The sequence below is a fragment of the Chelativorans sp. M5D2P16 genome, from assembly GCF_034427935.1.
Taxonomy (GTDB): Bacteria; Pseudomonadota; Alphaproteobacteria; order Rhizobiales; family Rhizobiaceae; genus Chelativorans.
Map to the genome: position 1 here is coordinate 132,580 of NZ_JAXQNM010000025.1, position 21,667 is coordinate 154,246.

Annotated in this window: 20 protein-coding genes; 8 read left to right on the forward strand and 12 right to left on the reverse strand. The window is 66.2% G+C overall.

The window, feature by feature from the left end; all coding sequences use genetic code 11:
• The first annotated feature begins 29 nt into the window (after positions 1 to 29).
• Positions 30 to 644: a hypothetical protein gene (locus SIN08_RS11935; protein ID WP_322451795.1), complete on the forward strand. Its 615-nt coding sequence runs from the start codon at positions 30 to 32 to the stop codon at positions 642 to 644.
• Positions 645 to 698: 54 nt separating this feature from the next.
• Here the strand turns inward: SIN08_RS11935 and SIN08_RS11940 are convergent, their stop codons facing one another.
• Positions 699 to 1,622, reverse strand: a complete 924-nt coding sequence (locus SIN08_RS11940) for a metallophosphoesterase (protein ID WP_322451796.1) — start codon at positions 1,620 to 1,622, stop codon at positions 699 to 701.
• A gap of 98 nt (positions 1,623 to 1,720) precedes the next feature.
• Here SIN08_RS11940 and SIN08_RS11945 point away from each other — a divergent pair, with 98 nt between their 5' ends.
• Positions 1,721 to 2,176, forward strand: a complete 456-nt coding sequence (locus SIN08_RS11945) for an NUDIX domain-containing protein (RefSeq protein ID WP_322451797.1) — start codon at positions 1,721 to 1,723, stop codon at positions 2,174 to 2,176.
• Positions 2,177 to 2,193: 17 nt separating this feature from the next.
• On the opposite strand, the gene SIN08_RS11950 is transcribed toward SIN08_RS11945, so the two are convergent.
• Entirely contained in the window at positions 2,194 to 3,183 is a 990-nt protein-coding gene (locus SIN08_RS11950) for a glutathione S-transferase family protein (protein ID WP_322451798.1), read from the reverse strand.
• 314 nt (positions 3,184 to 3,497) lie between these two features.
• Here SIN08_RS11950 and SIN08_RS11955 point away from each other — a divergent pair, with 314 nt between their 5' ends.
• On the forward strand, positions 3,498 to 4,049 hold the full coding sequence (locus SIN08_RS11955) for an N-acetyltransferase (protein ID WP_322451799.1): 552 nt from the start codon (positions 3,498 to 3,500) through the stop codon (positions 4,047 to 4,049).
• A 240-nt stretch (positions 4,050 to 4,289) separates the two neighbouring features.
• On the forward strand, positions 4,290 to 5,546 hold the full coding sequence (locus SIN08_RS11960; protein ID WP_322451800.1) for a glycosyltransferase family 4 protein: 1,257 nt from the start codon (positions 4,290 to 4,292) through the stop codon (positions 5,544 to 5,546).
• 58 nt (positions 5,547 to 5,604) lie between these two features.
• Here SIN08_RS11960 and SIN08_RS11965 read toward each other — a convergent pair whose 3' ends face one another.
• The 6 genes from SIN08_RS11965 to SIN08_RS11990 all read right to left on the reverse strand — a co-directional run bounded on the left by SIN08_RS11965 (position 5,605) and on the right by SIN08_RS11990 (position 13,536).
• Positions 5,605 to 6,258 carry a hypothetical protein gene (locus tag SIN08_RS11965; protein ID WP_322451801.1) on the reverse strand — a complete coding sequence of 218 codons (654 nt, stop codon included), beginning with the start codon at positions 6,256 to 6,258 and terminating at the stop codon, positions 5,605 to 5,607.
• A complete protein-coding gene (locus tag SIN08_RS11970) occupies positions 6,240 to 6,545 on the reverse strand; it encodes a hypothetical protein (protein ID WP_322451802.1) in 306 nt (101 codons plus the stop codon). Before SIN08_RS11970 ends, SIN08_RS11965 begins: the two co-directional genes overlap by 19 nt.
• A gap of 157 nt (positions 6,546 to 6,702) precedes the next feature.
• A complete protein-coding gene (locus tag SIN08_RS11975) occupies positions 6,703 to 8,775 on the reverse strand; it encodes a hypothetical protein (protein ID WP_322451803.1) in 2,073 nt (690 codons plus the stop codon).
• Positions 8,775 to 11,594 carry a DUF4159 domain-containing protein gene (locus SIN08_RS11980; protein ID WP_322451804.1) on the reverse strand — a complete coding sequence of 940 codons (2,820 nt, stop codon included), beginning with the start codon at positions 11,592 to 11,594 and terminating at the stop codon, positions 8,775 to 8,777. Before SIN08_RS11980 ends, SIN08_RS11975 begins: the two co-directional genes overlap by 1 nt.
• Positions 11,591 to 12,499, reverse strand: coding sequence for a DUF58 domain-containing protein (locus tag SIN08_RS11985; protein WP_322451805.1), 909 nt, complete (start codon positions 12,497 to 12,499; stop codon positions 11,591 to 11,593). Before SIN08_RS11985 ends, SIN08_RS11980 begins: the two co-directional genes overlap by 4 nt.
• 20 nt (positions 12,500 to 12,519) lie before the next feature.
• A complete protein-coding gene (locus tag SIN08_RS11990; protein WP_322451806.1) occupies positions 12,520 to 13,536 on the reverse strand; it encodes a MoxR family ATPase in 1,017 nt (338 codons plus the stop codon).
• A gap of 133 nt (positions 13,537 to 13,669) precedes the next feature.
• On the opposite strand from SIN08_RS11990, the gene SIN08_RS11995 reads away from it, so the two are divergent.
• The 3 genes from SIN08_RS11995 to SIN08_RS12005 are packed head-to-tail and all read left to right on the forward strand — an operon-like array spanning position 13,670 to position 16,205.
• Positions 13,670 to 14,308 carry a DUF1285 domain-containing protein gene (locus SIN08_RS11995; protein WP_322452153.1) on the forward strand — a complete coding sequence of 213 codons (639 nt, stop codon included), beginning with the start codon at positions 13,670 to 13,672 and terminating at the stop codon, positions 14,306 to 14,308.
• A 2-nt stretch (positions 14,309 to 14,310) separates the two neighbouring features.
• The gene (locus tag SIN08_RS12000) at positions 14,311 to 14,946 is read left to right on the forward strand and encodes a CoA pyrophosphatase (protein ID WP_416208068.1); all 636 of its coding nucleotides are present in this window, start codon (positions 14,311 to 14,313) and stop codon (positions 14,944 to 14,946) included.
• Entirely contained in the window at positions 14,943 to 16,205 is a 1,263-nt protein-coding gene (locus SIN08_RS12005; RefSeq protein ID WP_322451809.1) for a CCA tRNA nucleotidyltransferase, read from the forward strand. Before SIN08_RS12000 ends, SIN08_RS12005 begins: the two co-directional genes overlap by 4 nt.
• 39 nt (positions 16,206 to 16,244) lie before the next feature.
• Here the strand turns inward: SIN08_RS12005 and SIN08_RS12010 are convergent, their stop codons facing one another.
• A complete protein-coding gene (locus tag SIN08_RS12010; RefSeq protein WP_322452154.1) occupies positions 16,245 to 16,430 on the reverse strand; it encodes a DUF1059 domain-containing protein in 186 nt (61 codons plus the stop codon).
• 90 nt (positions 16,431 to 16,520) lie between these two features.
• On the reverse strand, positions 16,521 to 17,420 hold the full coding sequence (locus SIN08_RS12015; protein ID WP_322451810.1) for a LysR substrate-binding domain-containing protein: 900 nt from the start codon (positions 17,418 to 17,420) through the stop codon (positions 16,521 to 16,523).
• A 91-nt stretch (positions 17,421 to 17,511) separates the two neighbouring features.
• Here SIN08_RS12015 and SIN08_RS12020 point away from each other — a divergent pair, with 91 nt between their 5' ends.
• Positions 17,512 to 17,703: a hypothetical protein gene (locus SIN08_RS12020; protein ID WP_322451811.1), complete on the forward strand. Its 192-nt coding sequence runs from the start codon at positions 17,512 to 17,514 to the stop codon at positions 17,701 to 17,703.
• Between the two features lie 18 nt (positions 17,704 to 17,721).
• On the opposite strand, the gene SIN08_RS12025 is transcribed toward SIN08_RS12020, so the two are convergent.
• Both SIN08_RS12025 and SIN08_RS12030 read right to left on the reverse strand, forming a co-directional pair.
• The gene (locus tag SIN08_RS12025; protein ID WP_322451812.1) at positions 17,722 to 19,605 is read right to left on the reverse strand and encodes an ABC transporter ATP-binding protein; all 1,884 of its coding nucleotides are present in this window, start codon (positions 19,603 to 19,605) and stop codon (positions 17,722 to 17,724) included.
• Entirely contained in the window at positions 19,602 to 21,449 is a 1,848-nt protein-coding gene (locus tag SIN08_RS12030; protein ID WP_322451813.1) for an ABC transporter ATP-binding protein, read from the reverse strand. The genes SIN08_RS12025 and SIN08_RS12030 overlap by 4 nt, the downstream gene beginning before the upstream one ends.
• Between the last annotated feature and the right edge of the window lie 218 nt (positions 21,450 to 21,667).

Here is a 21,667-nt window from a genome sequence, read left to right on the forward strand (position 1 = left end):
TTAAGGATAGCTTGGTCTGGAGGACCATCATGAGCGAGGCTGGCCAGAACGTCGCACCGATTTCCAATGTACGCCGGCTCTCCGACGCGGTGCGCGAGATGAAGAATGCCGCCGCCGACCGCGAGGACGTGGTGGTGGAAATGCGCGAGGCGAGCCGCACCCGGCTCGAACTGCTGGCTCAGGAACTGGAGCCGGTCTTTACCGATGTGCCGGAGGACGATCCGGCCTTCGATTTCGTCATTTCCTCGGGCGAGCAGCCGCGGCTGTGGATCGATGCGGTGGCGCATGTCACCATGGGGCGCGACCGGCGCACCTACCGGTTCCTGCGCGACACCCGGCTCGGCCGCGTGGTGTTGGCCGAATCCAGCGAGATCAAGCCCGTGGCCGATCAGGTCACCCGCTATATCGCCGAGCGCATCGTCGAGCGCCAGCGCATCGTGGAGGGCGAGGTCGAGCCGCTGCCGCGCCGCGCGGAGGTCGCGCGGGCGGAGGAGGCTTCGTCCGATGCCAAGCCGCGCAGTATGTGGAAAGCCTTCTTCGGCGGCCTGCTTCTCGTGATCGCCGGCGGCGTGGTCGGCGTGGCGGCGGTCCTCCTGTTCCTGTCCGACCGGTTTCCGGAGCTGCAGCAATACCTGCAGCCGTAGCGGGCGAGGACATTTCTCTTCGGCGTCCTTGCACAGGGCCCTTCGGTCTTGAGATCAGGCGGGCGTCCGGTCCGCGGCAACCAGCCATTGGCTGGAAAGCTCGGTAATGCGGTCGCCCGCTTGCGCCGCGCCCCGGCGGCTGAGATGCACCTGCCAGCTGCTCGGTGCTCCGATGATCTCGAACAGGTTGTAGTGGGCGGGCGGCTTGGCACCGTTGTGGCTCTGGCCGGCGGCGGCCACCCCGACGACCGGTACGCTCGCGCCGTCCTTTCCGTCGATCCTATGTACGGTCGCCAGATGCGTGTGCCCGTGCAGCACGAGTTCCGCGCCGTGCCGCCGCACCATTTTCTGGAACCGGCCGATGCCCAGAAGCCGCTTGTGCGGCCCCGTGGCGCCGCGCACCGGCGGATGGTGGATCATGATGATGCGGAAGAGCCCGCGCGCGCCCGCTTCGTCGAGAAGTGTCGCCGTTTTGCGCGCCTGGCTCTCGGTGAAATAGCCGCTGGCCAGGAAGGGGGCGGTGGCGCGCGCCGACGACACGCCGATGATGGCCACCGGACCGCGCACGCGCAGATAGGGAAAGCGGTTGCGGCGGGCGGGCGCTGTCACCCCGTCACCGGCCATGTAGCCGTCCCACGCACGGCAGGCCCGATCCAACGCGCCCGGCACATAGGCATCGTGGTTGCCCGGCACCACGGAGATGTCCTTTGGGGTGCCGAGCGCTTCGAGCCACAGTCGCGCCATCTCGATCTCTTTTTCGAGGGCAAGGTTCACCAGATCGCCCGTGAGTGCGATGTGGTCGGGCCTGGCGGCCAGCATGTCTTCGGTGATTTCGTCGATGATGCCGTTGTCGAGGGCGACCCGCCGGAAGCGATGCCAGTTGATGTAGCCGGTGATGCGTTTGGAGACGAGTTCGCGATAGGTTATGTCGGGCAGCGGCCCCAGATGGATGTCGGAGAAATGCGCAAGGCGAAACATGCTTCGTGTGTAGTTCAGTGCCGCTCGGCTTTCCAGCCCTCGGGCCGGTTCGCATGAGTGGCGTATTGAAAAGAACCGGGCCGCTTCCTGCGGAGAAAATGCGGCTCAGGGTACGTCTGTTCCATCTGTGGTTCCTCTTGCGCCGGCCCATGACTCTGGGGGCGCGTGGCGTCGTCTTCGACGCCCAGAGGCGCGCCGTCCTGCTCGTGCGCCACACCTACGTGGCCGGCTGGCAATTGCCGGGTGGCGGTGTGGAGCCCGGCGAGACCCTCGAGACGGCGCTTGAACGCGAACTGGCCGAGGAAGGCAATATCGCGCTCACCGGCGCCCCGGTGCTGCAATCGATCCACTTCAACCGCCAGGCAAGCCGGCGCGATCACGTCGCCGTCTATCTGGTCACCGCGTTCCGCCAGACCAGCACACACGTGCCGGACCGGGAGATCGCCGAGGCGCGTTTCTTCACCCTCGATGCCCTGCCAGAAGAGACGACGGCGGCGACGCGCCGGCGGCTGGCGGAGATCTTCGAGGGCGCGGCGGTTTCGCCGGAGTGGTAGCGACGACGCTTCCTTGCTCACGCGGCCTTGGCAAGCCTCTCCCGATCGTGCGGCGCCGTAAAGTCCACCTCCGGTCCCACAGGCACGATCCCCGTGGGATTGATGGTGGTGTGGCTGCCGTAATAGTGCGCCTTGATGTGGTGCAGGTTCACCGTCTCGGCCACGCCGGCCACCTGATAGAGCTCGCGCACATAGTTCGACAGGTTGGGGTAGTCGACGATGCGCCTGAGATTGCATTTGAAATGGCCGAAATAGACCGGATCGAAGCGCACCAGCGTGGTGAAGAGCCGCCAATCCGCCTCCGTCAGCCGGTCTCCGGCAAGATAGCGCCGGCGTGACAGGCGCTCCTCCACCGTATCGAGCGCGTCGAAGAGCTGGCCGAAGGCCTCTTCGTAGGCGTCCTGGGTGGTGGCGAAGCCGGCGCGATAGACGCCGTTGTTGATGTTGTCGTAGACGAGCGCATTGACGGCCTCGATTTCCCCGCGCAAATCGTCGGGATAGAAGTCGAGCGCGGCGTCGCCCCATTCGTCGAAGGCCGAATTGAGCATGCGGATGATCTCGGCCGACTCGTTGTTGACGATCGTCTCCGTCTTCCTGTCCCACAGAACCGGTACCGTCACCCTGCCGGAATAGCGCGGGTCGGCCTTGGTGTAGATCTGGTGCAGGAAGTCGAGGCCATGGAGCGTATCCCCTGTCGCTCCCTCCTCGGCCTTGAAGGTCCAGCCGTTCTCGCCCATGAAATGGTGGACGACGGAGACGGAGATGACGTCCTCCAGCTTCTTCAGCTTGCGGAATATGAGCGTGCGGTGTGCCCAGGGACAGGCGTAGGAGACGTAGAGGTGATAGCGGCCCGGCTCGGCCTTGAAACCGCGCTCGCGGCCCTCGGCCGGCCGGCCGTCGGCGGTCACGAAATCGCGGAACTGTGACTTCGACCGTTCGAAACGGCCACCGGTCTTGGAGGTGTCGTACCATTGGTCGTGCCAGATACCGTCGACAAGCAGGCCCATTTCTCTCTCCTTCTCTTCGCCCCCGCATTTAGGACGATTACGCGCCCGGCCCAAGGGAAGGGAACTGAACGCTGCGTCAATCATCTTGAAGCTGCGGGTGCCGGCGTCCCAAGGCCTTTCAAGCGACCGCCCCCGCCGACGGCTCTTTTCCGGTGGACTGGCGCCGCGTTTGGTGCTAGCGGAAGCCGGCTTTGGAGATATGCATCATGTTTTTCTTGCCGGTGGAGCGACGACGACAGGATTGACGAGCCCCGTAGAGGGCAATGCGCGCGCTCGCGCCGGCACATCCCTGTCTGTCCACCGGAAGCCGTTTCATGTCCCTTGCCGACATTTCCTTTCTGCCGGAAGAACCGGCGCACGATACCGAAATCGACGAAATCAATGCCGAGGCCTTCGGGCCGGGGCGTTTCGCCCGCGCGGCCTACAGGATCCGGGAGGGCGGTCCGCATGAGCGCACGCTTTCCCACGTTGCCGTCAAGGGCGGAAAGGTGGTCGCCTCCGTGCGGCTGACCCGCATCGCGGCCGGCGCGGGCAGGGGGCTGCTTCTCGGGCCGCTGGCGGTGCGCCCGGCCTGCAAGAACATGGGGATCGGCAAGAAGCTGGTGCGGATCGCGCTGGAGGCTGCGCGGGAGAGCGGCGCCAGCGTCGTCCTGCTCGTCGGCGACGAGCCCTATTACGGCCCGCTCGGCTTCACGCGCGTTCCGCGCGGCCAACTCACCATGCCGCGCCCCGTCGATCCCGACCGCCTGCTGGCGGCCGAGCTCAAGGAGGGGGAGCTTAAAAAACTCAAGGGCATGATCACCCACGCCGGCCTGGTCAGCGAGGGGCCCGGCGAGTCGAAAAGAGGGGCAAACGTCCCGGCCTGAAGGCTGCAGGTGGAACGGTGTCTTTTCTTGATCCAGCGATTGCCGGAGAACGCGCGGGTTGAGGACAGTAAATCTGTCAGGAAATTCCGCATTCTCGCTTCACTGCCTGATCGGCATTGGTGGGGTCCATTTCCATAAACCTCCCTACGGTATAGGCTGCCTTTCCGGCACGAATAGACCTCCAACAATGTGGGCGGGCGACAAAACAGTGCCGAGAGAGGAAACGCGGCATTCGGGGCTATGCCGAGGCAGGATTTTAGCGCAGCAGCGCCAGGACACGATTTGAGGGTCACACTCGTCCTCCCATCGCTTGCGGCCGGAGGGAGTGAGCGGATTGCGACGTTCATGGCCAGTCACTGGGCCGAACGCGGATGGCGGGTGACGGTCGTAACACTCGAAGCGGAGGACACCGAGGCTTATTACCCGACGCATCCGCGCGTAGAGGTTCTTCGACTCGGCTTGCCGACGGCACCCGGCAACTGGTTTCAGGCGACACGGCTTGTCATCCAGCGCGTGCTGCGCCTGCGGCGCGCCTTTCTCCAGCTTTCTCCGAATCTCATCATCAGCTTTCTGACGCGCACCAACATTCTTGCCGTCATCGCCGCTTCGGGCACCGGCATTCCGGTCATCATCTCCGAACGCAACAATCCGGAGCGGCAAAGGGTTGGACCGTTCTGGGTCTGGTTGCGTCGGCTGTGCTATCCTCGCGCGTTCGGCCTTGTCGCGATGACGCGCGGCGCGTTGGAGCTTTTCCCGTGCGTTCCGCGCGAGCGCCGCTGGGTCGTGCCGAATCCCGTCGTGCTGCCGTCCGGCGTGACGGCCTGTCGCAGCGGCGGGATACTCGTGGCCGTCGGCCGGCTCGTGCCCCAGAAGGGGTTCGACCTGCTGCTCGAAGCTTTCGCCCGTATTGCCGCCAAGCACGACAATTGGCACTTGACGATATGGGGCGAAGGGCCGGAGCGACCCAGATTGACCGCTCAGCGCGATGCTCTGGGTTTGAAAGGCCGGGTGGCGCTGCCGGGTGTCAGCAGCACGCCCGGCCAATGGCTGGCGGCGGCTGACGCCTTCGTGCTCTCCTCGCGCTACGAGGGATGGGGCAACGTGTTGGCGGAAGCCATGGCGGCGGGCCTGCCGTCGGTTTCCTTCGATTGCCCGTTCGGCCCGGAAGACATGATCACCGACAGCGTGAACGGCCTGCTTGTTCCCGATGGCGATGTCGATGCGCTTTCTACGGCACTCTCGCGCTTGCTGTCCGACGAGGTGTTGCGCAAGCGTCTCGGCGAAGCTGCCCGCCTTTCGGCCCGACGCTTTTCGGGCGAACGAATCATGGCATTGTGGGACGACATTGTTGACTGCGCGGTCAGAGAGCATGTCCAGACGCCACTAGCGCCTACCGAAGGCCGAAACCGGCCCGGCCCAGTTCCAGTCGAAATCCCTGGCAGCTTTCCAGCATCGTCCCGAAGTCCGGAAACAGGTTTCGGAAAGAACGATACGTAGGTCCGAGTGGACGCATAACGGCTCAAAGGCAGGCAAGGCAAGGAGGCCGCCTGCCGCGTTACTCCTTGAGCCAGGGTGAGGCTGCGCTCCAGAAGATCACGTCGACTCCCAGGTACTCGGAGGCGAAACGGACCAGTTCGTCCTTCGTGAACGGCTTTCCGGTTTTCGGATTGGTGTAGGTGAGCGTCGGCTCCTGCACGGCCATCGCCACAAGGTCGAGTCTGTCCTTGTTCCGGTTGAAGAAGGGATAGGCATTCTTCATATGCACCTTTCTTTCGGGAACGATGTCGGGGCCGCCGAGGCCGATGGCGTGCCGGGATGCGTAATCGAAGAGGCGAGCCATGTAGTTGTGGTCGTTCTCCCATTCGCATGGCCAGAAGTTCACATACTGCACGACATGGGATTTTCGAAAGGCTTTCCTGGCCGCCGCGATGTTCTGCATTTCCGCCGCGAAATAGGCCTCGCAGCTGAAGCCGTTCCGATCATCCTCCATGTCGACGTCGGCGGCGGTCTCGGGCAGATTCATGCCGAAAACCCTGCCGTCGAACGCTTCGCCGAGCGCTTGCAGCAGAGCTTGAAAGCGGTCGCGCACGGCGGGGTTCCATTGCATGGCGACCCAGCCATGGCCGACCGGCTTGCCCTCGCCGGGATTGTCGAGCTGAGGTGCGAGCCCACCGCCATATTGCGGCTCGGTCAGGAGGTAGTCGGGCACGCGCCGCGCTTCAGGCGTGAAGAACTGTCCTGGATTTGAATAAAGAGCTTCTTGCCGAGAGAATCGGTGAGCGCCAGGTCGTGCTCGATCGCCGAGAAATCGTATTCATTGAAGGCGGGCTCTAGCGCTTTCCATGAGTAGACGACCTGGATGCCATCGATGCCCGGCCGCTTGAGAATCGGGCGCAGTTCTTCCAGTTCTCCGGAACCGGCATACAGGAACTTTTCCGGCACCTTCTTGCTTTGGGCGAAGGCGGAACTGCAGGAAACCGCCACGGCGACTGTCACGACCAAAGGGATCAAAGATTTCGTCATTTCTGTAAAGTTCTAATGTAAAACTACTGATTCTAAATGGAAAAACATACTCCACGCTGCCATTATATCGGTGCGGCAGGGCCGAAATGTGACCTCTGGCAGGATCGCCTCGCGTATTGAGCGCGGCCGCTCACCGCCCCTCGCGGTACCACATGGCGCCGATCGCCAGCAGGAGGAGGCCGAGGCCGAGGAAGCCGGCGAAGAGGGGAACGCGCTTGACCGATTTCAGCACGCTGTCATTGGTCGTGCGCAGCCCCATCCAGTCGCGGCCAGCGGCGGTGGTGGCGTTGGCGCGCACGGGCACGATATTGGGAAGTGTGATCCCGCCGACGCCTCCCTGGAGCCTGCGCACACTGCCGCCCGTTTCCTCGGCCACCGGCGCCAGGACGTCTTCGGTCGAGATCGTATCGGCGAATTCGGGCGCGTTGACCGGGCCGACATGGGCAAGCGTGCTGAGTTCACCATTCTCGACCTGATGGAGGCCGATCTCGTCCACCTCCATGGTGCCGCGGAAGAGGCCGGGCTCACCGGCCGCGAGCGGCACGTTACGCGTCTCGCCCGAGGGGGCGGTCACGGTGGCGGTGCCGGCCTCGTCCTCCATCGTCTGGCGCGTGATCTCGAGCTGCATGCCGCGGCCAGTCGCCGTCAGGCGCTCTTCCTCCAGGTCCGGTTCCTTCATCAGCCAGTGGGCGATGCGGCGGTAGAGTGCGACGTAGGGGCCGCCGCCTTCATAGCCGCGCGCCCACAGCCATCCCTGGTCGGACAGGAACATGCCGATGCGGCCTTCGCCGCGGCGGGAAAGCAGGAGGAGCGGCCGCTCGCCGGCGCCCTCCATCACCACGTGGCCGTCCGGCTGCTCCACCCCGACTATGCGGAACCAGCGGCTCCACTGCGGCGGCTCGGAGGCCGAACCGTCGAGGCCGCGGGTGACGGGATGGCGCTCGCCGGTCTCTGTCAGCCGCGGATAGAAGCCGGCTTCCGTCACCTCGCCGTTGGGCAGCGCCGGCAGTGCCGAGATCAGCGGCGTGCGGGCGATGGACTGGTTTCCGGCGAACTCCGGTCCTGCCGCGATCAGCAGCGCGCCGCCGTTTTCCACATACTCGGCGATGTAGTCGTAGTAGAGCACCGGAAGCACGTCGCGGTGCTGGTAACGGTCGAAGATGATGAGGTCGAAATCCTCGATCTTCTCCACAAAGAGCTCACGCGTCGGGAAGGCGATCAGCGAAAGCTCGTTGATCGGCGTGCCGTCCTGCTTTTCCGGCGGGCGCAGGATAGTGAAATGGACGAGATCGACCGAAGCATCGGACTTCAGGAGGTTGCGCCAGGTCCGCTCGCCCGAATGCGGCTCGCCGGAGACGAGCAGCACGCGCAGGTTCTCGCGGATGCCGTCCACCAGGGCAACGGCGCGGTTGTTGGTCTCGGTCAGCTCGCCTTCCAGCACCGGAATCCGCAGTTCCACGATGTTGCGGCCGGCGTTGGGAACGGTGATCTCCAGCGGCATCTCGCGGCCGATCACCGCCTGCTCGATCAGCGCCAATTCGCCGTTGACGAAGACCTCGACCTCCACCTGTCCGCCTTCGCTGGCCGAATCGAGGACGCGGTACGTCATCTCCAGCGGCGTGCCGACGATGCCGAAGCGCGGCGCGCGCTCGAAGCGGACGCGCCGGTCGCGCTCGTCGTCCTCGCCCGTGATCAGCGCGTGCAGCGGTCCGGAAAGTCCGGTGGCGTTGGCCGGTGTGTCGTGCACCTGGCCGTCGGTGACCATGATCGTGCCGGCCACGCGCGAGGGCGGCACATCGCGCAACGTGCCTTCGAGCGCCTCGAACAGGCGCGTCTCGGTGCGCTCGTCGGCCGCCTCGCCGCGTCCGGCTTCCACCACGCGCACCTCGAATTCGTCGAAACGCTCGAGACGCTCCTGCAGCGTCTGCACCGCCTGGTGCGTCGTCTCGGCCCGGTTGCCGATGTCCTGGCTCTGGCTTTCGTCGACCACCAGCGCGACCACGCTTTGAAGGGGATCGCGCTCCTCCTCCAGAAGCACCGGGTTGACGAGAGCGAGGGCGAGCGCTGCAAGGGCCGCCAGGCGCAGAAGGGCGCCGCGCCGGCCGAGAAGCAGGCTGAGCGCCATCAGGAGCGTCAGCGGGGCGAGCAAGAGCGCCAGTACGCTCCAGGAAAACAGCGGATCGAAGCTTACCGACCAGTCCATCACTGCCCCAATCGCTCAAGCAGGGCCGGCACGTGGACCTGGTCCGATTTGTAGTTGCCGGTCAGCATGTACATCACGATGTTGACGCCCGCGCGCAACGCATAGACGCGCTGCATCGGGTCCGAAGGCACGGTCGGCAGAAGGGGTGATCCGTCGGAGTCGATCGCCCATGCGCCGGCAAGATCGTTTCCGGTGATCATGATGGGCGACACGCCGTCGCCCGTGCGCACCGGCCGGTCGGAACGGCTTTCGGCGTTCACGGAGGCTTCGACCCACAGATCGCTGCCGCGATACCGGCCCGGAAATTCCGCCAGGATATAAAATGCCTTGGTCAGCACGTGGTCATCCGGCACGGGCTCCAGCGGCGGCACATTGAGACCGGAGAGGATGTCGCGCAGCCGCTGCGTTTCCGGGCTGACGGAGCCGGACGAACCGAAACCGGCGGAATACTGGTCGCGCGTATCGAACAGCACCGTCCCGCCCTGCTGCATGTAGGCGTCGATGCGGGCGACGGCCCGCTCCGAGGGCATTTCGGCGCCGGCATCGATGGGCCAGTAGATGAGCGGATAGAAGGACAATTCGTCGGTGGCGATGTCGACGGCGGCGGCCGCGCCTGGCTCGAGCGCCGTCTTCTGCGTCAGGAAACGCGACAGTCCCGCGATGCCGGCCCGGCTGACCGCGTCGACGGACGACACGCCCGTGACCACATAGGCGATGCGGGTGGCCGAGATCGCATCGATCGCAGCCGCCTCGTCCACCTGCGGCGTCTCCTGCGCGCGCGCATTGTCCGGTGCGGCGAGCAAGAGGACGAGGAAGCCGGCCAGGAATGCGGAAGCGGCGGTGCCGGCGCGCCGCGCGGGGCGGCGCTGCAACAGCCCGCCGAGCCACAGGACGGCCAGCGTGTCGAGGGCCAGGAGCGCAAGCGCAGCCGCCATCAGCGGTCCCTTGAGCGGCCTGGATTCGTCGAATGCATAGGAGGCCTGGCTCACGTTCACCGGCGCTTCGGGGCGGGCAAGCGGCGCAAGCGTGGCGTCGGGTGAAAGCAGATTATGGGCCACCACCCCTTCCTCCGAGCCGTAGAAGCCGGGCGGATTTCGCAGTGTCACCGGTGCGTCGGAGGAGGGCTCCAGCGGTTCGGCTTCGGGGCCGGGGGGCACCAGCGCCCCCGTCGCGGAAATCATGCGGTAAGGCGCCAGCCGTGCGCCCGTTTCCTCCTGCTCGGTCAGGCTGCCCTGATTGCGCGAAAGCTGCACGATGCGCCGCAGCATCTCGACGAAGCTGCCGGAGATCGGCAGGCTGGACCAAGTGGCTTCCGGCGTCACGTGGAAGAGGATGACGCGGCCCTCGCCGCGCGGCGCGCCGGTCACGAGCGGCGTTCCGTCGGCGAGATTGGCCCAGGTGCGCTCGACGATGTCGGCGGACGGCTCGGCGAGTACCTGGCGGTTCACCGTCACGTCGCGCGGCGGCGTCAGGTCGGAGAAGGGGCCTGGAGGGAATTGGTCGACCGGCTGCGGTTCCGACCAGGAGAGCGTACCGCCCAGCGAGCGCTCGCCGGTGCGCAGGCGGACCGGCAGCAGCGCCTCGTCGTGCTCGGCCGCCGCCAGGCGCGGCCCGGCGAAGCGGATCAGCGTGCCACCGGCTTCCATCCACTCGATCAGCCGGCTGCGCACCGAATCCGGCAGAGTGCCGACATCGGCCATGACGATCGCCGCCGGCTTCTGCTCCAGGAGCCGGGGCACGGATTGCGTCAGATCGGCGCTGCCGGCCTCGATGAGATCGGCATAGGGACCGATGGCCCGGCGAATGTAGTAGAGCGGTGAAAGGAGAGGCTGCGCCTCGTCGGCCTCGTGCTGGGAGATGAGCCCGATGCGGCGCCGGCGCGCATTCTCGTCGAGCAGCCGGAGCGCGCCGGCATGGTTCTCGCCGGCAAGCCCGATCGAGGTGAAATCGTTGCGCAGTTCGAAGGGCACGCGCATCTCGCCCGTGGCGGCGGATTCGCCGGGGCCGAAGCCAATGGCCGTTTCGGCGATGCGCCGGCCCTGCTCGTCGGAAGCGTAGGCGACGACCTGCCGTGGTCCCGTCTCCGACTCGCGCCGAACGGCGGTTACGGTAAAGCGCTCCGGCGCGTTGGCGCTGTCGGACAGGGCAACGAGCGGCAAGTTATCCGGAGCGATCCAAAGAACGTCGGAAAGCTCGGCGGAGAACAGCGTCTCGAAGGCTTCCGCGTCATCGCCGCGCGCAAGCCCGTCGGCAAGCACGGCGAGGCTCGCGCCGGGCAGTTGCGAAAGCGTTTCGGCAACCCGGGCGTAGATGGCGGGGCGGTCGCTAGGGACCGGGCGTGGCTCCGCGGCGTTCAGTCGCTCGATCGCGGTTGCGGCGTCGAACGGGCCGATATCCTGCGCCGGTGCTTCGGCGGTCAGCGCCAGCACCACCGGCACGCCGCTTTCCCCCGCATCGTTGATCAGCCGCGTGGCGGTCGCCACCCGCCTGTCCCAGTCCGGAGCGCTCGACCAGCCATTGTCGAGCACCACGGCGAGCGCGCTGCCGTTGACGACGGTCCGTTCGCGCGGATTGAAGACGGGGTCGGCAAGCGCCAGTATGACGAGCGCGGCAAGCGCGAGCCTGAGGAGCGTCAGCCACCACGGGCTCTGGTGCGGGGTTTCCTCCTTCCTGACGATGCGCGCCAGGATGGCCAGCGGCGGGAAGGTCTCCCGCTGCGGCCGGGGCGGCGTCAGCCGCAAGAGCCACCAGATGACCGGCAGGGCAACAAGGCCCCACAGGACCATCGGCGCGCCGAAGGAGAGGGGGAGGAAGTTCATCGGCCCGCATCCATCTCGGCGGTCATGGCCGTATGCACGCGGATCAGAGCCTCCGAGGCCAGCCGGTCGGTGTGGTTGACCGTGTAGCTCCAGCCGACCTTCTTGGCCCAGCGGGAAAGTTCCTCGCGTCTTGCTAGGTAGAGCCGGCGATACTCCTCGCCCAGCGTTTCGGCCCGGCCGGCTGTCAGCTTGACGCCGGTTTCGGGGTCCTGGAACTCGGTGCGGCCCGAATAGGGAAAGGTCTCTTCGGCGGGATCGGCCACCTCGATCAGATGCGCACGGGTGCCCCGGCGCGCCAGCGGATCGAGCCAACGCATGATCTCCTCCGGCGGATCGAGGAAGTCACCGGCAATGACGACGTCGGAAAAGCGGCGGACCTGGGAGAAGTCCGCGCGTCCGGTGTCCGGCTCGGCATGGCTGATGTATTGCGCCAACCGCTCCGCGCCGTTGCGGGCGGCGAAGGGGTCGGTCAGCCCAGGCCAGGCGATCCGCTCGCCGCTGCGCGACAGGAGCTCGGCCAGGGAGAGGATCAGCACGAGGGCGCGCGATTCCTTGGAAACCTCGGCCTGGCCGGAGCGGTAGAGCATCGAGGGGGAACGGTCGGCCCACAGCCAGACGGTGTGCGCGGCTTCCCACTCCCGGTCACGCACATAGAGATGGTCCTCCTCGCGGGCGGAGCGCCGCCAGTCGATGCGGGCGACGGCCTCGCCCTCGACATAGGGGCGGAACTGCCAGAAATTCTCGCCGATGCCGCGTCGGCGGCGGCCGTGCCAGCCGGCGATCACGTTGTTGACGACGCGGCGGGCCTCCACCAGAAGATCCGGCACCAGGGCCGCGCGCGTGCGGGCACGCACCAGCGCGTCCTCTGTCGAAACGGGGGTGGTGACTTCACCGATCCGCGCCATCAGCCTCTTTCGCCGTTCGCTCAGCCGAGCGCCTTCACCAGGCGCGCAATGACATCGCGCACGCTCATGCCTTCCGCCCGCGCCGCGAAGGTCAGTGCCATGCGGTGCTGCAGCACCGGCTCGGCGAGCGCGCGCACATCGTCGACCGACGGGGCGAGGCGGCCGTCGTAGAGTGCGCGGGCGCGGGCGCAGAGCGTCAGCGCCTGGCTCGCCCGCGGGCCGGGTCCCCAGGCCACATGCCGGTCCGTTTCGGGGTGGCCGAGACCAGGCCGCGCCGAACGCACCAGCGCCAGGATCGCCTCCACCACGCTTTCGGGCACCGGCATGCGGCGGATCAGCGCCTGGATCTCCTTCAACCGCGCCGGGGCGAGCACATTCATCGGCCGTGCCTCCTCGAGGCCGGTCGTCTCGAGGAGGATACGCCTTTCGGCATCGAGTTCCGGATAGAGGATGTCGATCTGCATCAGGAAACGGTCGAGCTGCGCTTCGGGAAGCGGATAGGTGCCCTCCTGCTCGAGCGGGTTCTGCGTGGCCAGCACATGGAAGGGCGAGGGCAGGTCGTGGCGTTCACCGGCCACCGTCACGTGGTACTCCTGCATCGACTGCAGGAGCGCGGACTGGGTGCGGGGGCTCGCGCGGTTGATCTCGTCGGCCATCAGAAGCTGGGCGAAGATCGGCCCGGGGAGGAAGCGGAAGGAGCGGCGGCCCGTGTCGTCCTGCTCCATCACCTCCGAGCCCAAAATGTCGGAAGGCATCAGGTCGGGCGTGAACTGGATGCGCCGCGCATCGAGCCCGAGCACCATGCCGAGGGTTTCCACCAGCTTGGTCTTGGCAAGTCCGGGCACGCCGACCAGAAGCGCGTGCCCGCCGGCCATGATGGCCACCAGGGCGCGCTCCACCACGGCCTCCTGGCCGTAGATCACCCGTCCGACCCCTTCACGTACGCGGGCGATATCGGCAAGCGCGGTTTCGGCCTGCGCCACCATTTCCTTCTCGCCGGCTGTACCGGCCTGGCCTTCCCTGGCGATGATGCTCATGCGGCTCGTCCTCGCTTTGCCGATCTGGCGGTCATCTGCGATACATGGAACAGGATGCGCAGCGTGCCAGCCCGACGAGCTTAATTGAGTTCCCATGGCTGACAAGCCGAACAACAGTGACTATTTCGTGACCATGACTGCTCGAAACCAGGACAATGCCGCCGGGGAGGGCACCTTCGCCAAGGCCGGTGACGCGGCGGCGCTCTCGGCGCTGATTGCCCGCGCGGCCCGCGCGGATAAGGGCGTGCCGCCGGTGGAGCGCTGGAATCCGCCCTTCTGCGGCGATCTCGACATGGAAATCCGCGCCGACGGCACGTGGTTCTATCTCGGCACGCCGATCGGGCGCATGGCCCTGGTGCAGCTCTTTTCCTCCGTTCTGCGCAAGGATGCGGACGGCAGGACCTATCTCGTCACGCCGGTGGAAAAGGTCGGCATCCGCGTGGAGGATGCGCCCTTCCTTGCGGTGGAGATGGCGGTCTCCGGCGCCGGGGAGAATCAGCACCTGACCTTCCGCACCAATGTGGGCGACGTGGTGGAGGCCGGCTCTGATCATCCGATACGCTTCGTCGAGGAGGAGGGGACCGGCGGCGTGAAGCCCTATGTGCTCGTGCGGGGCCGACTCGAGGCGCTGGTGGCGCGTCCGGTCATGTACGAACTCGTGGAACTGGGCGAAGAGGTGGAGATCGACGGCCGCGCGATGTTCGCCGTCCGCTCCGGCGGCGCGATCTTTCCCGTGATGCCGGCCGAACGGCTGAAGGCGCTCGTGGGATGACGATGCGGGCCGCTACGCAGAATCGCTTTTCAGCAGAGGCATTCCGCCGCCGCGCCGCCGCGCAGGACCCGGCTCACGATCCCGATGCCTATGGCGACCATCGGCTGAACCCGGATATCAGGCACCTCATCGTCCGCGACGGTCTCGACGATGCGGCCGTGCTCGTGCCGGTGGTCGACCACGGCGAGGAGGCGACCGTCATCCTCACCCAGCGCACCACGACCCTGCGCCGGCACTCGGGCCAGATCGCCTTTCCCGGCGGGCGCATCGACGCCGTAGACGGCTCGCCCGAACATGCCGCCCTACGCGAGGCGGAGGAGGAGATCGGGCTCGCACCGTCGCGGGTCGAGATCGTCGGCCGCATGCCCGACTACGTCACCGGTAGCGGCTACCGCATCCGCCCCGTGCTTTCGATCGTCGAACCCGGTTTCACATTGACGCTCAACCCGCACGAGGTGGAGGTGGCGTTCGAGGTGCCGTTGTCCTTCCTTATGGATCCGGCCAATCACCGGCGCGAAAGCCGCATCTGGCAGGAGCGGGAACGGTTTTATTATACAATGCCTTACGGAGAGCGCTTCATATGGGGAGTCACGGCGGGTATTTTGCACATGCTCTATGAAAGGCTCTACGCGCGATGACGCTTGCCACCATCGATAACAAGGCCGAGTGGCTGCACAGGCCCGGCCTCCAGGCGCTGCTTGCCGTCCTCAACGAAGGCGACGAGGAGGCGCGGATCGCCGGCGGCGCGGTGCGCAACGCACTTCTCGGGCAGCCGGTGACGGATGTCGACATCGCCACCACCACCACGCCCGAGGAGACCACCCGACGGGCGGAGGCGGCCGGGTTCAAGGTCGTTCCCACAGGCTTCGAGCACGGCACGGTGACGGTGGTCGCCAAGGGCCTGCCCTACGAGGTGACGACGCTGCGCGCCGACGTGGAGACCGACGGCCGGTATGCGCGCGTCGTCTTCGGTCGAGACTGGAGGGACGACGCCGAGCGGCGGGACTTCACGATCAATGCCCTTTACGCCGAGGCGGACGGGCGCGTGGTGGATCTCGTCGGCGGGCTCTCCGATCTCGAGACGCGCACCTTGCGCTTCATCGGCGACGCGGAGACACGCATACGCGAGGACTATCTGCGCATCCTGCGTTTCTTCCGTTTTTTCGCCTGGTACGGCTCGGGCCGGCCGGATGCGGATGGCCTGAAGGCGTGCACGCGGCTTAGAGACGGTCTCGCCCGGCTGTCCGCCGAGCGCGTCTGGAGCGAGTTGAAGAAGCTTTTGGCCGCTGCCGATCCCTCGCGCGCGCTCCTTTGGATGCGCCAGACGGGCACGCTCACCGCCGTTCTGCCGGAGAGCGAGCGGTGGGGGATCGACGCGATTCACGGGCTGGTCGATACCGAGCGGGCATTCGGCTGGGCGCCCGACCCGCTCCTGCGCCTTGCGGCCATCATCCCGCCCGATGCCGAACGGGTGAAGGCGCTGGCGGTCCGCCTGCGCATGTCGAAGGCTGAGGCGGCCGCGCTCGTTGGCTGGGCCGAGGCACCCGTGCCCGACCCATCACTCGGCGAGAGCGCGTTCGCAAAGCTGCTTTACCGCGCCGGGGAGAAGGGTGTCGACAAGCGCCTGGGCCTTGCCCTTGCGGGTGCCCGCGCCCGCGCGCAAGCGGATGACGGCGCGCTCATGGAGGCAGCCGGCTATCGCCGCCTGCTCGACACTTTGGAACGTTGGCAGCGGCCTGTCTTCCCGCTTGGCGGAAAGGATCTCCTGCCCCTGGGCTTCAAGCCCGGTGCGGAACTGGGCAAGACCCTGGCTGCGCTTGAGGAACGGTGGCTGGAATCGGGTTTTGCGATGAGTCGGGAAGACCTCCTGTCGGAAGCCCGGGGCGAAAAGCGGTAGGCTTGCGCCAACCGCTTTCCCTGTCGTGAAAGGCTGTCCCTATGCGGCGTTGCGGGCCTCGGTGATGCGCGAGCGAATGGCCTCGAGCATGCTTTCGCGAATGATGGTCTCGCCGTGGACCTCGCGCATATGCTCCACGGCGCGACGGATGACTTCCGCCTCCTCCTCGTGCCTCGTGTGCCACTCGCAACCGGGGACAAGCGATCCGCAATGGAATTCCTTCATCATCCGATCCTCCTTTGTTTCGCGCTTGGTGGGGCTGGGTAGTATAGCACGATAGATGGTTTCGGACCGAATTGAGACAAGGCCCGGCAATCACGTTTGATACCTGGAGGCGGTGGCAGCCACCTCCTGGCGAAGCCAGCTTTTGAAATCCTTGACCTTTTTCGGCTCCGGCCGATTCTTCGACGTCACCAGCCAGTAGCCGAACCGGGTCGGGGCCCGTCCGGGAAACGGCCGCACGAGGCGGTTCGCCGCAAGCGCGTCATGCGCGAGCGTCGGCCAGGCGAGCATCACGCCCTGGCCGGCGATCGCCGCGTCGAGGGCGAGCGAGGCGTCGGTGAAGGAACTGCCTTCCTCGAGCTCCCGCTCGTCGAGGCCGTGCGGGGCGAGCCAGATGTCCCAGCCCGTCGTCGAATTGGCGTCGCGCACGATGGGCGCGGAAAGCAGGTCACGCGGCTCCTTCAGCCGTTCCGCCAAGGCCGGTGCGCAGACCGGGAAGACCTCCTGCGCGAGGATGAACTCGGCCTTGACACCGGGCCAGCCGCCTTCACCCACGCGGATCGCCAGATCAATGTCTGAAGCATCGAGATTGACCAGCGTTACGGAAGCGTCGAGCCTGATCCGCATCTCCGGATATTGCCGGGAATAGCCCGACAGGCGCGGCACCAGCCATTTCGAGGCGAAGACCGGAGCGACGGAAACGGTCAGTACCGTGTCGGCATGCCGTTGCGACAGCGCCACCGCCTCGTCGAGCCTTTCGAAGCCCTCGTTGAGTCTTTCCGCGATCTGCCGTCCGAAAACCGTCGGCTCGAGGCCGCGCCGCGTGCGCTCGAAGACGCTCCGGCCGAGCTGGCGTTCCAAGCGGATGATATGCTGGCTCACCGCTCCCGCCGAAACACCCAGCTCCGCTGCAGCGGCGGCGAGCGAGCCAAGCCGCAGCACGGCCTCCACGGCGCGCAAGGCGTTCAGGTGGACGCGGTTCAGGTTTTGCATATAGTTTTTCTATAGCAACGTGCAGGCAATCTCCATTGAAAACGAGCCGCTCTCGGCGGATTTTCGGCTGTGGCGCCGGAGGGATATCGCCATGCTGAAGATTTTCTTGAGTGTTGCCGCCTATCTACGCCGTCGAAGGGAGGCGTTCCGGGCGATCGAGGAGTATGCGGAGGAACGGGAGAAATGGTGTCGCGATCCGCTCTCGCATCCCGACATCGCCGCAATGAGCCAGCGCGAGCTGGCGGATCTGCCGTTTCGGCGCGACATTGCCTGCAGGCGCTGACAGGACGATCGCGTCGGCCTATTCCGCCGCCAGCCGTTCGCCGAGGAAGCCGCCCGACTGACGTTTCCACAGTTGAGCGTAGAGGCCGCCGCGGGCGATCAGTTCTTCGTGCGTGCCTTCCTCGACGATGCAGCCCTTGTCGAGCACGATCAGCCGGTCGAGCGCGGCGATGGTGGAGAGGCGGTGGGCGACGGCGATGACGGTTTTTCCCGCCATTAGCTCGGCCAGGTTCTCCTGGATGACGGACTCGATCTCCGAATCGAGCGCCGAGGTCGCCTCGTCGAGGACGAGGATCGGGGCGTTCTTCAGCATCATGCGGGCGATGGCGATGCGTTGGCGCTGGCCGCCGGAGAGCTTCACGCCGCGCTCGCCGACATGCGCGTCGTAGCCGGTGCGGCCGCGCGGGTCCGTCACGCCGATGATGAAGTCGTGCGCGGAGGCGCGCCTTGCCGCGGCGATAATGTCGGCCTCGCTTGCGCCGGGCCGGCCATAGGCGATGTTGTCGCGGATGGAGCGATGCATGAGCATCGGCTCCTGGGTGACGACGCCGAACTGGGCGCGCAGCGAGGCCTGGCTCAATTCCCGGATGTCGTGCCCGTCGAGGAGGATGCGCCCGCCCTCGATGTCGAAAAGGCGCAGCATCAGGTTGACGATGGTGGTCTTGCCGGCGCCGGAAGGGCCGACGAGCGCCACCCGCTCGCCGGGGCGGATGTGCAGGTCGAGGTTCTCGATGACCCCCTCTTCCTTGCCGTAGTTGAAGGTCACGTCCTCGAAACGGATGTCGCCCTTGGCCTCAGGGAGCGTCTGTGCATTCGCCGCATCGCGGATTGCCGGGCGGCGCGAGATCACCCCGGTGGCGTCCTGCACGGTGGCATAGGCGCGGATAAGGCCGTTGACGTTGAACATCATGTAGGCCGACATCTGGTTGAGCCGGAAGACGAGCCCCATGGCGGTGGCGATCGCCCCAGTCGTCGTCGCGCCGTTCATCCAGCTCATGACCGCCAGCGTACCCACCGCCGTCATCATCAGGCCGTTGAGGATGGCGACGGCGGCGCGCACGCGGGTGATGGCGCGCGTCAGGGTGCGCACGGCCGCGAGGAAGCGCGCCATGCCCTCACGCACATAGCCGTGCTCGCGCCGTCCGCTGTCATAGAGCTTCACCGCCATGATGTTGGTGAACGCGTCCACCATGCGGCCGTTCAAAAGGGAGCGCTCGTCCGCGCGCCGCCGCCCGGCTTCGCGCAGTGGCGGCAGGAGATAGCGCGCGGTGACCAGGAACGCCGCGAACCACAGCGCCAGGACGATGCCGAGCAGCGGGTCGAGCCGGGTAAGAATGGTGGCGGCGAGCAGCAGGAAGGTGAGGAAACTCCACAGGGTCTGGAGCGCGGAGGTGATGAAATCGCCCGTCGCCTCGCCGCCCTGCATGATCTTGGTGGCGATGCGGCCGGCGAAGTCGTTCTGGTAGAACTCGTAGGGCTGGTCCATCACCCGCCGGAAGGACTGCCACCGTACCCGCTGGTAGAAGGAGGGCGCAATCACCTGCTCTTCCAGAACGGTGTTGACGATCATGATCGCCGCGCGCCCGAACAGCACGAGGAGGCCGAGGGCCAGGAGGGCCGGCCAGTGCTCGGCCAGGAAGGTTTCGGGCCTCGAGGTGTCGAGCAGGTCGATCAGCCAGCCGAGCGCCCAGTAAAGCCCGGCATCCACCGCGCCCATCAGGCCGCCGGCGGCCAGAAGCAGGACGAAAGGCCATTTGGCCTGGGCGGCGAAGAAGAGGATGAAGCGGTGGGCCTCCGTGGGCAGGACCTCGCGCTCGGTGTCGCCGAAGGGGTCGATCACCCCCTCGGCGCTTTGCCACAGGCGCTCGTTCAGCCCGCCCTTTTCTTCCTCGCCGTCCTTCACTCCGCTGCCTCTGCTTCTTCGAAGTCGAGAAAACCGCCCGACTGGCGTTGCCAGAGCTGGGCGTAGATTCCGCCCCTGGCCAGCAATGCGTCGTGGTTGCCTTCTTCGACGATGCGCCCTTCGTCCATCACCACGAGCCGGTCCATGGCGGCGATGGTGGAAAGCCGATGGGCGATGGCAATCACCGTCTTGCCCTGCATCAGGGAGGCGAGATTCTCCTGGATCGCCGCCTCGGCCTCCGAATCGAGCGCCGAAGTCGCCTCGTCCAGGATCAGAATCGGCGCATCCTTGAGCATCACGCGCGCGATGGCGATGCGCTGCCGCTGGCCGCCGGATAGTTTCACGCCACGCTCGCCGACATGGGCATCCAGTCCTGTCCGTCCCTTTATGTCGGACAGGCCCCCGATGAAGTCCAGTGCCTCGGCGCGTTTTGCCGCCTCGATCACCATGGCTTCGTCGGCGTCGGGCCGGCCGTAAAGGATGTTGTCGCGCACGGAGCGGTGGAGCAGCGATGTGTCCTGCGTGACCATGCCGATGTTGGCGCGCAAGGAATCCTGCTTCACTTCGGCGATGTCGTTTCCGTCGATCAGGATGCACCCGCCTTCGAGGTCGTAGAAGCGCAGGAGCAGGTTGACCAAGGTCGATTTTCCCGCGCCCGAGCGCCCGACGACGCCCACCTTCTCGCCAGGACGGATCGCCAGCGACAGATCTTCGATCACGCCGCCCGTCTTGCCGTAGTGAAAGCGGATGCGGTCGAAGACGATCTCGCCCTTAGACACACGCAGTTCCTTCGCGCCGGGCTTGTCCTCGACGAGGCGCGGCAGGGAGATCGAGGAAATGCCGTCCTGGACCGTGCCGATGTTCTCGAACAGGACGGTCAGTTCCCACATGATCCACTGCGACATGCCCCAAAGCCGCAGGACCAGGCCGATCACCACCGCGACGGCGCCGATCGAGACCGCTTCGCCCAGCCACAGCCAGATCGAAAGGGCGGCGACGGCGAACAGGCACAGCGAATTCAAAAGATAGAGCGTGCCGTAGAGGCCGGTCACCAGCCGCATCTGGCGATAGACCGTCTTCAGGAACTCCAACATCCCCTCGCGTGCAAAGCCTGCCTCGCGGCGGGCATGCGAGAACAGTTTGACGGTCTGGATGTTGGTGTAGCTGTCGACCACGCGACCGGTCATGACCGAGCGCGCATCGGCCTGCTCCTCGGCCACCCGGCCGAGCCGCGGGATGAAGTAGCGCAGAAGGAGGGCGTAGCCGACGAGCCATCCCGCCAACGGCGCGGCGAGCCGCAGATCGGCGGAGGCGACGATGACCAGCATGCCGGTGAAGTAGACGACGACATAGTTCAGGACATCGATGAGCTTGATGACGCATTCGCGCACGGCGAGCGCCGTCTGCATCAGCTTGGTGGCGATGCGGCCGGCGAATTCCTCCTGGTAGAAGGACATGGACTGTCTGAGCAGGTAGCGGTGCACCTGCCAGCGGATGCGCATGGGGTAGTTGCCCATCAGCACCTGGTGGTTCACAAGCGAGTGCAGCACCACCGCGATCGGCAGGATCACCAGCACGACGAATGCCATGCCGGCAAGCTTCCAACCTTCCGTCTCGAGAAAGGTCGCCCGGTCCCGCTCGGCCAGCCAGTCGACGATGTTGCCGAGGAAGGAGAACATCCACACCTCGATGATGGCGATCAGCGCCATCAGAACCATCGAGACCGCCAGATAGGGCCAGGCGCCCCTGGTGAAGTGCAGGCAGAAGGCGACGAGCGTCTTCGGCGGCTCGGTCATCTCCTCAGCGGGGAAGGCGGGCAGGCGCTTTTCGAACCAGCTAAACATCGTTCATCCTCGACAGGCTCGGGCCCTCAGCGGTGCCCTTTGCGCGGCAGCACGGTCGGCATTCCGGGCTTTCCGCTTCTGATCGGTGGCGCGCTCGCCTTGACCGCAAAGGCTTTCGAACCGGAGCCTTTCTCCTGCGGCATCGGGGACCCGGCATGCGGCATTTGCGGCTTTGCGCCAAGAACAGCGGCGAAGGCTCCTGACAGGGTCTTGGCGGG